The organism is Marasmitruncus massiliensis, from assembly GCF_900186535.1.
GTDB lineage: Bacteria > Bacillota > Clostridia > Oscillospirales > Ruminococcaceae > Anaerotruncus > Anaerotruncus massiliensis_A.
The window spans coordinates 1,774,381-1,786,721 of the sequence record NZ_FYDE01000005.1 but is presented as its reverse complement, the minus strand read 5'-3'; the positions used below and the strand labels follow the sequence as shown (position 1 = coordinate 1,786,721).

The following is a 12,341-nucleotide window of genomic DNA, read 5'->3' as shown; positions in this document are numbered from 1 at the left end:
ATTGATAGTTTTTGATATTTTCTTTTTAATAGCATGATATTTACTGATTGTTTTATTTATGCTATAGTTGTATAATCATTATGAATTCAAGTAGTGAAATTTTGGAAAACGATTCTTGGTATGTCTTTGTCATACAAAAGAGGTGATATTCTATGGCCGCTGTCATATCTAAAATAATATCCATGCAGCCCAGCCTCACCGTCATCGAAAACGAAATTGCTCAATATGTGATGAATTATTCTGAGGATGTGGTTACCAGCACCATATCCGCCATCGCAAAAAACACAAACACTTCGGAGGCAAGCATCAATCGTTTCTGCAAAAAGCTGGGTTTCAAAGGTTTCAACAGTTTTAAAGTCGCGCTTGCCCAGGAAAATTACTATAATAATATGAAAGAACGCGGCGAGCCTGAGGATATGACCTTTACGTCATCTATCAGCCGCGATTACCGCCAAATGATTCTGAATACCTCCGCGATGCTGGATGAAAATACCGTCCTCCAAGCGGTAGCCGGTATCAAAAGCGCCACCCGTATCTACATATTTTCTACTGCCGGTACCGCTTTTGCCGCCATGGAATTGGAATTCAAGCTAAGCATGGTGGGGCTGAATGTAAAATGCGTGACCGATGCCAATAGTATGCGGATGTTCGCCTCTGGTGTGCAGAGTCGGGATCTTGTGGCCGTGATTGTACCGTCCATCCTCATGCGCGACATTTTTCAAGCGGTCAATATTTGTAAGGATCGCGGCGCAAAGATACTCAGCATAACAAGCTACGATTCTCCGAAGCTGAGCAGCCTTGTGGATTTTAAGTTTGTCACAAGCGTTAAGATCATCACCCGCAACGCTTTGTCGCTCTCAAACAGCCTGATGTTTCTTTATGTCGTGGACGTTCTGTACAGCGCCCTTCTGAACAGCGACAAGGATTTACGCCAGAAGAAGCTGGACAGCGATGCCCTGCTGGGCTCCAATCAAATCATTGATAATTATCTGTTGGAATATTAGTATGAACCTTTTGATTAGAAATCAAAGGCAATGCTGATACACATAGTAATACAATAGCGCCATTTATAATCTTCGGGAAATAAGTCAAAGCCTCCGGCTAAGCCGGAGGCTTGAATGGCCCTAGAAGGGCACAATACAAACAATACCCCTAAGGGGTCCCGAAAGATCTGCCACCTGCATTGCTTTTTCGGGCAACCCCTAAAGGGGTGTTTTTTTATGCCTTGGTATTCTTGCTACCCGTAAACGGGTCTGTGTACTCCTTTAGACTCATCTGATCCGCTAGCTGGTCCTCCTCCAGTTGCTTTTTTATGTATTCTTGAATCTGCTTCTTATTCCTACCAACTGTGTCCACGTAATACCCTCGTGCCCAAAAATGTCTATTCCCATATTTGTACTTCAAATTTGCGTGCCGATCAAATATCATCAGGCTGCTCTTCCCTTTGAGGTACCCCATGAAACTTGAAATACTCATTTTGGGCGGTATTGATAATAATAAATGGATGTGATCCGGCATCATATGCCTTTCTATTATTTCTACCCCCTTCCATTTACATAAATCTCTTATGTTTTGCTGTATATCTGCCCTTAATTGGTTATATATCTGCTTCCTTCTGTATTTGGGAGTGAAAACTATTAGGTAGATCTCTGGATCTGTGGCTTGTTCATTACAATACTGAGCGGCCTCACAGGGACTACAGGAATCGAGGAAAAAGTCCCCTAGATACCGCACTGGTGTTTACTTTATCTGCTAGATATGACTCTTAGTTGTACACATCAATAATTGTTTGATTTGATTGCGATCTGCATTGTTAACACTATCAGTAATAACACCTTTATCAATTTTAACAATTATAGGAACATATTTAAGCCCAAGTTCTGCAAAAACTGCTTTGGCCTCATCAATTGGCATTTCTTCGGCATTATAATAGTAAACAGTGGGTTCAGGGTTATCATAAACTAATTCAAATACTTTCTGAAAGTTAATGCAAGCAGTACAGGTTGTGCCTCCAAAATAAATATATACTGATTCAGGCTGATTTATCAAATCATAAATCTGGGTAACTTTGATTGCTTGAGTATGTTTAGGAGCCAACTTCATAACTGTTCTGTTTATTTTCGAATTATTTGCAAATTCGATAATATAACCAACCATAACAAATATAAAAAAGCAAATAATTAAAAGGAAGCATAATGCCGCGCGAACCTTTTTTGGTCTTTTGTTGCCTAAAATAACTAATGCCATAATCCCAAACGCAGAAGATACGAAAAAATATAATGCAGACAAATTAAAAATAAATATAGGAATCCATATGGAAAATCCCGCAACTATAAGAATTGCGGCAATGCTGTCTCTATGTTTGGCCATAAACATCACTGAGAACGCCCCTTTGTAGTAAACTTGTAACGCTCTTGCCTAATGAATTACAATATCTAAAGGAAAACGACTTTCTAAAAAAAGCAGCGGCATTCTTTGCGAAGGGAATCAATTAGTGGCATATCGATTCATTGAAATACATCAGAGGAATTTCGGAACCCGTTGGCTGTTAAAACGAATGAGAATATTTCCAAACGCATACTACAATTATCTGAAACAAACCAAGACTGCTTACCATGGAAAGAAAAGTGAGATTTGCTGTAAGATCAAGGATATCTATCATGAATTCAGCGGAATCCTTGGCCATAGGAGTACGCGTGTTTTCCTTGCAAGAAACCAGATGCTTTTAAGTAAAACTACGGTTCACAAATATATGAACAAAGAGCTTCATCTGCAATGTGTCTGCCGCCGTAAGCGCCCTGGGTACAAAAAGGGACATGCCCACAAAACCTATCCAAACCTGTTGGAGCGAAACTTTATGGCAGACAAAGCCAATCAGGTCTGGTGTACAGATTTTACATATGTTTTTCTTACGAACGGTTCCATGCGTTACAACTGTACCATCATTGATTTAATAGAAAATAGACTTTATTATGGAGTGTCCTTTTTCGAAGAACGCCATTCCAGAGGAGACACTCCATATTGGACTTTAAAGCACTTGGAAAAATAGGCAAAACTTTGAAAGCCCACAGCGTAGGCTATATCTTGTATTCTTTTATTGGAACCTTGAATTAATTCAAGTGCTTTATGCAATCTTAGGTCGCATAAATAAGCGTTAAAATTAACATTCATATTTCTTTTGAAAAGCCTGGACAGATATTCCGGATTTACCTGCACATGCTCCGCCACAGAGGACAAACTGAGTGGCTTCATATAGTTCTGTTCCAAATACTTTAAGACCTTCTGTATCCTTTCTGATCCTCTTGCCTCGATTAAAGGCATGCTGCTTTGTTCTTCAGAAATATACTGCTTGACAATGTCTTTTAACTGTCCTATATGATTGCTGCCCTGGATATTACTAGTAAGCGTGGCTATGTGGGTCCCGCCGTGTTCTTTAGCACAGATGAAACGACTGACATGCTCACAGACATTTACCATTGCACTTTTCAAAAAGTCTATGTTGGGATAGGTATATTGTTCCAATACGGTGCAGAATTTATCTACTTCATGCAGAATATTGATCATTTCTGAGCTTGTCGTGGCCTGTAGCAACACGGTGTATAGATCCTCTACATCCGCATCCATATTTTGTGGATGATAACCTAATATGTAGACACTTTTTCCATAAAAATTTATATTTCGATGAATGTATAATTGCTTTAACAAATACAGCAACTTCTCAAGCCCTGCAGTAACGGGAGAGGATACTACCAGCGCAAGCCGATTGCACTTTTGTAGTTCACTGCAAAATGCAAATTGGCTTTGCATCTGCAACAATCTGCTTGGCTGACAATGAAATTCAGCGCATCCCATTGATATCCCATTGGTAACGGGTACATAAAAACGCAGGAGGAGGGAGTCATCAACCGGTACATACTGCTTTATTTCACTGGAATCATAACTCTCTGCTTTTGTGAGAAAACAAAAATAATCGTGCTCAGGCATATTTTCCGATAGCGTACTTTCTCTAAATGCTTTATCCTCAATATTGTTTTGGATTACGGCCTCGGCGATAAACTGAGATAATGTGTCACTGTTGCTGTTCTGATAGTAACTTGTAAAAAAATGATTGATGGCATGTATTAGCCGCTCCTCATTTATCTCTGCTTTTAACAGATAATCCGTGGCATGAAATTTAAAGGCGGATCGTACATATTCATAATCATCATAACTGCTTAGAACAATAATCCCAACCCGTGGATAATGGTTCTGCATTTGTTCCAGCAATCCAATACCATCCAACTGCTGCATGCGGATATCTGAAATTACAAGGTGATAATCAATATCATCAAGTTTTCGCAGGGCGTCAAGACCGTTTATTGCACTTTCAACATGGCAATCCGAAAAGTGACTTCGGATTGTACGAGACAGCCATTCCCGAATCGGGTATTCATCATCAATGACAAGTATATTTCGCACAAAATTCCCCTTTCGGCCGTTTACTTTATTTTTGGCAGACGCATGCAAACAGCGGTATTGTAGTCAGGATTGTCTCGTATAAATAATCCATAATTTTTTCCATAATGCAACTGAATTCGCTGCTGAATGTTATTTAGACCTATATGAGTGGACGAATTCTTTCTTTTTGGCTGTTCGCTTTCTTTGCTGAGTAATACTGCTTGCAGTTCGCTTTCGGTAAAAGACCTGCCGTTATTACAGATTTCAATCAGCAGATCTGGTTCGTCATCCATTACGTTAATAATAATTTTTCCTCCATCAGGAGGCAAGCCGTGCAAGACTGCATTTTCAACAATGGGTTGCAGTAGAAAACGTAAAATACGAGCTGTGTAAAAGCGTTCCGGCAAATTGATGGATAAAGCAATATTATGATCGTAACGAAGGTTTTGTAGCTCCACATATTTCCTCAGGTAAATAGATTCATCCAACAAACTGTTTTCGCTATCGTTGGAATTAATGGAATTGCGTAGAAGTGAAATTAAGATCTCAATCATTTCTGAGGCTTTTTGAGGCTGATTCATTAGAACGGTACACTTTATGGAAAACAACGTATTATAAAGAAAATGCGGGTTGATCTGCGCCTTTAAAAAGTTGAACTTTACAGTGTTGACCTCAGCCTCCTTCTGACGAATTCCTTCCATGAGAGATACGATTTTATCCAACAACCGGTTAAACTGTGAACGCATGGTTTGAACTTCCGAAAGGCTGTAATTTACAGCAATCGGTTCGAAATAGTTAGCAATAGAAAATTCCATTTCGCTGCAAAAGCCCTGTAGTGGTTGGGATATTTTCTTTGCTAGTAATGTTGATAGCAAAATGGACAGCATGCAACCGGAAATTGCAATGGCAATTACCTGTCCCAGTAATTGGCGGATTGGCCGCCGGATCAGGACAAGCGGTATCTGCTCATAGATTGTCCATCCTGTAGTTTCCGATGTGAATTTCGCACTGAAAAACTTCTGATTCTGAGATTGATGGATCGAGTAATTTTCGTTGCCTCTTACAAATCGGTAGTCGGGGACGACAAAGGGAACCGTGCCCAGCTTTGACTTGTCATTGCTGGAGATCGCGACAGATAAAGTATCAAGTATGTATATTTTATTTTGCTTATCAATCAGATTATTATAGGTGTTGCTCAATATGGATTCAGGCACACATACAAAAATGGAGCCAGAATAGGCGCCGTCCTGAGTAAACAAGTTGCGGATGACCGCAATACTGAAATTTCCATCCCTTTCGTTAACTGTATTAATAATGTATCGATTGGTTTTACTGGCAATGTGCTTAGTAAACCAGGAAAAAGAACGGATTCTTTGAAAATCCGTGTCTTTATAATCGCTTCTGGAAGAATACTGAAACCCGTTATTAGCGATGCAGACGATGTAAAACGAAACATCAATCTGCTTGAAGGCCTCGTAATATTTTGTGTAGGTCTGATCAATCTGCGCTTTTATAGAAGGAAGATTTAACATATCCGTACTGTCACTCATAATCGTACCGGCAATTAACTCGTCGCGGTATAGCAAATCCGAGATCGCTCCGGCGCTGCTGAATATGGCGTCGGCTTTTTGGGATATCAAGCTCAGGCTATCCTGTCTATCTTCGCTGAGCACCTGCAACATGTTGTGTTCATTATAGATCGCAAAAGGAACGGTAATCAACGCAGTCAACAACACCAGCATGGCAGATACCGAATACTGCAACATCTGTTTTATACTGTACATACAATACCTCTTTATCTCAATACAAGACAGAACCTTAGTCAAAACCCACCATAATTATTATGACAAAATTCTTATCGAATTACAATTTTAAATATTGTCAATTTTGTAATAAAAGATCAATTTTTTTATAACATTCCTCTTTTAAATCGTATGGAATGTCAGAAAAAAATTATGTAATGTCATTTGCCTGATAACGCTATTGAGCAAAAACAGTGTATCATAATAACACTAAGTTTTTTGCGGACCTTTAAAAAATTGTTTTGAGAAAGGATGCATTAACAAATGAAAAAACGGTTGAGCCTACTAATAATCCTTTGCCTTTTAACGGCGTGTATCAGCGGTTGCGCCGGAGGGAACGGTACCTCATTGTCGTCGGCGCCTGCATCTGAAGGGACCTCAAATGCCCAGCCAGCGCAACAAAACGAAGTTGCTTCGGAAAACACGTCGATTGGTGAACCGGTTAAGATCCGCGTAGCCGCTATGCCCCAGCAACTGAGTCTTCCCATGTATTATATCAGCCAGCAGGGTTGGGATGTGAAAAACGGTTTTAAACTTGAACTGAGCACCTTCCAAAGCGGGGCCCCCATGAATGAAGCGCTCGGCGCCGATTTATGGGATATTGCTACCATCGGAGCGGCTGGCGTTCTCTCCTGCAGCGTATATGACGCGGTACATATCATGTCTCATGAGGACAGTTCTGCAGGCATAGATTTTATGGTTCGCCCGGATAGCCCAGTTGCTCAAATAAAAGGATACTTGCCCGAATATCCCGACATGTACGGCGACCCCGATACAATTAAGGGCGCGGTCTTCATGTTTCCCATCGGCAGCGGACATCACCTGCTGTTGACAGAGTACCTGAACGCCATGGGCTTGTCCGAATCGGACATCAGCATGGTCAACATGAACCACGCCGAAGGATACCAGGCATTTGTCTCTGGCCAAGGAGACTTCTCAGCAACCGCCTATCCTACTACGGACAACTACATTAAAGAGGGTTATATCTCCGCGGTAAACATGAGTTCCGCCAACTGCCCTTATTACGACAACGTCGTGGTAAACCGTAAATTCTATGATAAGCCCGAGAACCAGGACGCCCTGGTAGCCCTACTGACACAGATGCTGCGCTGTGCCGATGCATTCCAAGATGATCAGGTCCTGCTGGACGCCATGGTGGACTGGTACAAGGTAAACGGGCAGGAAGTAAATCCTGATGATGTACGCAACCAGGTGCTGGAGCGCCCCTTCCTGACGGTGGCCGATTACACCAGCAGCGACACAACCGCTTCTTTTAAGCGTATGGCCGAGTTTTTCGCTTCCACCGAGCAAATCAGCCAGGAAGACCTGGAGCGGGTGTTTAACAACATACGTCCGGAGCTGTTGGAAAAGGCGCTGGAAGCCTATAACAGCAAATAGTTACAGCATCCCTCATAAAAAACAGCGCTGGACCGGGCATCTAAAACGGAACGGTTCAGCGCTTTTATAAAAGGTGATATGTATGCAAGTGTCAAAACGATTTTGCCTAAAAATCGTATCCGCGTTATCCATTCTTTTATTTCTTCTGATTTGGTATCTAACAACGGACGTGCTGAAAACAGTTCCGCCGACATCCCTGCCGTCACCGATCAAGGTTTGCCAAACCTTCGTCGAAAAACTGCACAACACAGCTCCAGACGGAGCGACACTTGGTGTACATATATTGGCCAGTCTCCAGGTATCGCTGACAGGGTTTACGCTGGGATGTGTGATTGGAATACCGTTGGGCATTTTCATGGCATGGTTCCACCGGTTCGACCTGCTGACCAAGCCGGTGTTTGATTTTCTGCGCACTATCCCGCCCATTGCGTTTATCCCTATCATGATTATTCTTCTGGGAATCGGTGTACTGGCCAAGGCTTCCATCGTATTTTTATCAGCATTTATTCCCTGCGTCATCAATACGTACACCGGTATCAAGGCCACTAAGCCGGTGCATATCTGGGTGGCACAAACTTTTGGGGCCTCCCGTATGCGCACATTGTGGAAAGTTGCTGTTCCCACGGCGTTGCCCTTTATCTTTACCGGAATGAAGGTGTCCCTCAACGCAGCATGGACTTCTCTTTTAGCCGCCGAAATGTTGGGTTCCTCTAAAGGATTGGGGTTTATGATTCAAATGGGGCGCCTGCTTATCCGCGCCGACGTAGTGGTTGTCGGTATGATTACCATTGGCTTTATTGGTTTTATCCTCTCCGCAATCCTTGACTATCTGGAAACTACTTTTGTGAAAGGAGGAGCATGATGTGAAAAAGCGCATTGACCCAAAACGTATGGAAAGCATTGTTTTGGGTATTATTTCCTTCTTATCCCTGCTTATTCTGTGGCAGACGGCTATTTGGATCACGGGTACCACCCGCTTCCCCAGCCCGACCACAGTAATCGTGCGGTTTTTTCGCGCCCTGGTGGAGCCCATAGGACCTTATACAGTCATTGGTCATGTGGCATGGAGCTTTTCCCGCGTATTTGTGGGATACTCCCTGGCCGCTCTGCTGGGTATAACGCTGGGCCTGACAATGGGCTGGTTTCCATATGTCCGCGCTGCGTTCAAGCCTTTGTTTGACCTGTTGCGCCCAATCGCGCCACTGGCATGGATCCCATTAGCCATCCTTTGGATGGGTATCGAGGAAAAATCCAAGTACTTCTTAATTTTTGTGGCATCTTTCGTCCCCTTTACCCTGAACGCTTACGCCGGAAGCATAAAAGCCGACCGGCAACTTATTGGCGCGGCTAAAATGCTGGGCGCAAAAAATAACCAGCTTTTCTTTAAGATTGTAGTTCCTTCTTCGGTTCCGCAGATTTTCTCCGGAGCGCAGGTAGCGTTATCCAACGCATGGATGACCATGCTGGCCGCCGAAATGATCCGGTCTTCCTATGGAATCGGTTGGGTAATCATTGCCGGGCAGCAGGTCAACGATATGGCACAGATGATTGCCAGCATGATCGCCATCGGGATCGTGGGTTTTTTACTGGCGACTGGCATGCGGCTCTTGGAAAGGAGATTTTTGGTGTGGAACAATCAGGGAATTTAGATAACAGCAAAATGTCCTGCAGAAACCTTACAAAAAGCTTCCCCTCCAAGAAGCAGAATTTTCTGATTCTGGATGGTATCTCCTTTGATGTGCGTGAAAATGAGTTTCTGGTGCTGTTTGGGCCCGGCCAATGCGGCAAAACAACCCTTCTGTATATGCTGGCGGGCATCGAGCCGCCTACCTCCGGCGAGATTCGACATGGCGGCAAACAGGTTCTGGAGCCGGACAGCAGCCGTGCGGTGGTTTACCAAACCATGGCGCTGTTTTCCTGGCTAACAGTCAAGGGAAATGTAGAGTTTGGCCCAAAAGCACGCGGCGTATCTAAAGAGCGGCGGGAGCGGGATACACAGCATTTTATCGATCTTGTGGGATTGACTGGCTTTGAAAACAGTTATCCCATCCAGTTATCCGGCGGCATGAAACAGCGGGTAGGAATCGCCAGAGCTTACTGCAACAACCCGGACGTGTTGCTTATGGACGAACCCTTCGGCCACCTCGACGCTCAGACCCGCTATATGATGCAGGAATCGTTAGAAAAAATTTGGCAGAATGAGAAACGAACAGTGGTATTTGTTACAAACAACATTGAGGAAGCAATCTTCCTTGCGGATCGCATTATTCTTCTCTCCAACTGCCCCAGCCGTATCTGCGCGGAATACGATATTGCTTTGCCCCGTCCCCGCAGCGTGATGGATCCGGAATTTCTCCGTCTGCGCAAGGAGATTACCGCGGCGATGGATCGGGTTGTTGATAAGGAAGGAGGGCAGCCGTGAACCGGAATGCAATTGTTAAAGTAGAAAACCTCAGCAAACGGTTTGGAGACCTGTTGGTGTTGAATGATATCACGTTTAACGTGTACAAAGGCGAATTTCTTTGTATTGTGGGCCCGACAGGCTGTGGCAAAACCACCTTCCTCAACAGTTTGACTCATCTGTATGAGCCCACCTCGGGCAGCATACTGTTTCAAGGGGAACCTGTTGACCTGCAAAAGCACAACATTACCTATATATTTCAGGAGTATTCCGCGATGGAATGGCTTACGGTCAGGCAAAATGTCCGATTTGGGCTGGAAATCAAGCAGCAGTACGATGGTATTGACAAAAAAGTGGATGATGCGCTGGAGTTAGTAGGGTTAAAACAGTTTGAGAGCTATTATCCCCGGCAGTTATCCGCCAGCATGCTGCAACGGGTTGTGATTGCAAGGGCGTTTGCTACCCAGCCTGAACTGTTGCTGATGGATGAACCCTACGGGCAGTTAGACATTAACCTGCGCTTCAAGCTGGAGGACGAGGTTGTCCGCTTATGTAAACAGACAAACACCACAGTTGTTTTCATTACCCATAATATTGAAGAGGCTGTTTATCTGGGAGACCGGATTTTGGTGCTCACCAACAAGCCCACTTCCATTAAAGAAGTCATTATCGATGATTTTGACCGTCCCAGGGATATCACGCATCCCGACTTTGTCGAGATGCGCAACCGCATCACCGATCTCATCAAGTGGTGGTAAAGGAGCTAAAAAAATGAGTAAAAACGCACAATATAATGTTCTATGGATTTGTACCGACCAGCAGCGCTGGGACACCCTGGGCTGTTACGGGAACCCGTATGTGCATACACCAAATCTCGATCGTTTGGCTCAGAATGGCACACGGTTTGAGCGGGCATATTGTCAAAACCCTACCTGCTCTCCCAGCCGTGCCAGCTTTTTGACCGGCCGGTACCCACGTACAACCCGCTGCCGCCAAAACGGCCAAAGGATTCCGCGTGACGAAAAACTCATCAGTAAAATATTTTCCGAGCAGGGATATGTCTGCGGCCTGTCTGGCAAGCTGCATCTCAACCCCTGTAATCCAGATATCTGCAAAGGCATGGAAGAACGCATTGACGACGGCTACGACGTATTTCATTGGTCCCATGGCGGTCACGATGGCTGGGCCACACACGAATATTTTCAGTGGCTGCGGGAAAAAGGGCAACGGTTTTCCGCCTGCAACGTGGAAGGCACGGAATTGGTTCAATACGGCATGAATGAGGAGTACCACCAGACCACCTGGTGTACGGAGAAAGCGCTCAACTTTATTGAGGCAAATGTGGAATACAAAAACCCTTGGTTCTTTTCCCTGAACATCTATGACCCTCACCATCCTTTTGATCCACCCAAAGCATACCTGGATCGTTATATGGATTGCTTGGACGATCTTCCATTGCCGAATTATGCTCCGGGGGAACTGGATGACAAGCCTTTGTTCCAAAAGCTGGACCATAAGGGTGCTTATAACAATCACGATTCCAACAATGCAGCTATTATCTATGACAACATGAGCGACTGGGAACATCGGCTGATGAAAGCATCCTATTATGCCATGGTGGATCTTATTGACAAGCAGGTTGGCCGTCTGATAGATACGTTGGAACGATTGGGGCAGTTAGAAAACACTATTGTCATCTTTACCTCCGATCATGGCGAGATGCTCGGAGATCATGGTATTTATCTAAAGGGCCCATATTTTTATGAAGGTGCCACCCACATTCCTTTGATCATCTCCTGCCCTGGTACAATCCGGCAAGGATTCAGCAGCAGCGCACTGGTGGAGCTGGTGGATTTGTCCCCCACATTAACGGAAGCAATCGGTTTGGATACGCAGCCTCAAATGCAGGGAAAATCTCTGTGGGATTTGCTGACAGACCCAAATTGTGAGGATCGTCATAAGAATTGTATTTACTGTGAATACTACAATTCCATGCCTTGGCACAAAGCCCCCAACGCTCAGTGTACAATGGTTTTTGATGGCCGGTATAAACTGGTGAATGTCCATAGCACGAAGGAGGGGGAACTTTATGATCTGTCTAAAGACCCGAAGGAAACTCATAACCTTTGGGACGACCCTGACTATACGAGTGTAAAGATCAGTAAGCTGGTACAATTAAGTGATGCAATGGCATTTACGGTGGATCCTATGGGAGAGCGATTATCGGCATGGTAAAAGTCAAGGCATTACATAACTGTTTAAGACAATTGTGCCCACCCCAAGGTTCAAAAATTACAGATTAA

11 protein-coding genes are annotated in these 12,341 nt (G+C 44.0%); 7 read left to right on the top strand and 4 right to left on the bottom strand.

Annotated elements, in window-relative coordinates; translation table 11 throughout:
* Window positions 1-152 precede the first annotated feature (152 nt).
* Window positions 153-1,004 carry a MurR/RpiR family transcriptional regulator gene (locus C1A10_RS16685; RefSeq protein ID WP_101911325.1) on the top strand — a complete coding sequence of 284 codons (852 nt, stop codon included), beginning with the start codon at window positions 153-155 and terminating at the stop codon, window positions 1,002-1,004.
* Between the two features lie 214 nt (window positions 1,005-1,218).
* On the opposite strand, the gene tnpA is transcribed toward C1A10_RS16685, so the two are convergent.
* From tnpA to C1A10_RS16665, 4 genes are all read right to left on the bottom strand, one after another.
* Window positions 1,219-1,647 (bottom strand): IS200/IS605 family transposase, encoded by a 429-nt coding sequence (gene tnpA, locus C1A10_RS16680; RefSeq protein WP_101911723.1) that lies wholly within the window; start codon window positions 1,645-1,647, stop codon window positions 1,219-1,221.
* A 105-nt stretch (window positions 1,648-1,752) separates the two neighbouring features.
* A complete protein-coding gene (locus C1A10_RS16675) occupies window positions 1,753-2,376 on the bottom strand; it encodes a thioredoxin family protein (protein ID WP_101911324.1) in 624 nt (207 codons plus the stop codon).
* A gap of 594 nt (window positions 2,377-2,970) precedes the next feature.
* Window positions 2,971-4,458 (bottom strand): response regulator transcription factor, encoded by a 1,488-nt coding sequence (locus C1A10_RS16670; protein ID WP_180951196.1) that lies wholly within the window; start codon window positions 4,456-4,458, stop codon window positions 2,971-2,973.
* Window positions 4,459-4,478: 20 nt separating this feature from the next.
* Window positions 4,479-6,221 carry a sensor histidine kinase gene (locus C1A10_RS16665; protein ID WP_101911322.1) on the bottom strand — a complete coding sequence of 581 codons (1,743 nt, stop codon included), beginning with the start codon at window positions 6,219-6,221 and terminating at the stop codon, window positions 4,479-4,481.
* Between the two features lie 282 nt (window positions 6,222-6,503).
* Between C1A10_RS16665 and C1A10_RS16660 the strand changes: the two genes are divergently transcribed.
* From C1A10_RS16660 to C1A10_RS16635, 6 genes are all read left to right on the top strand, one after another.
* A complete protein-coding gene (locus C1A10_RS16660; protein WP_145997757.1) occupies window positions 6,504-7,637 on the top strand; it encodes an ABC transporter substrate-binding protein in 1,134 nt (377 codons plus the stop codon).
* A gap of 82 nt (window positions 7,638-7,719) precedes the next feature.
* Entirely contained in the window at window positions 7,720-8,499 is a 780-nt protein-coding gene (locus C1A10_RS16655; protein WP_101911320.1) for an ABC transporter permease, read from the top strand.
* Window position 8,500: 1 nt separating this feature from the next.
* Window positions 8,501-9,286, top strand: a complete 786-nt coding sequence (locus C1A10_RS16650) for an ABC transporter permease (RefSeq protein WP_101911319.1) — start codon at window positions 8,501-8,503, stop codon at window positions 9,284-9,286.
* On the top strand, window positions 9,265-10,059 hold the full coding sequence (locus C1A10_RS16645; RefSeq protein WP_242968962.1) for an ABC transporter ATP-binding protein: 795 nt from the start codon (window positions 9,265-9,267) through the stop codon (window positions 10,057-10,059). Before C1A10_RS16650 ends, C1A10_RS16645 begins: the two co-directional genes overlap by 22 nt.
* Window positions 10,056-10,796 (top strand): ABC transporter ATP-binding protein, encoded by a 741-nt coding sequence (locus C1A10_RS16640; RefSeq protein ID WP_101911318.1) that lies wholly within the window; start codon window positions 10,056-10,058, stop codon window positions 10,794-10,796. Before C1A10_RS16645 ends, C1A10_RS16640 begins: the two co-directional genes overlap by 4 nt.
* 13 nt (window positions 10,797-10,809) lie before the next feature.
* The gene (locus C1A10_RS16635) at window positions 10,810-12,273 is read left to right on the top strand and encodes a sulfatase family protein (RefSeq protein ID WP_101911317.1); all 1,464 of its coding nucleotides are present in this window, start codon (window positions 10,810-10,812) and stop codon (window positions 12,271-12,273) included.
* Window positions 12,274-12,341: the final 68 nt, after the last annotated feature.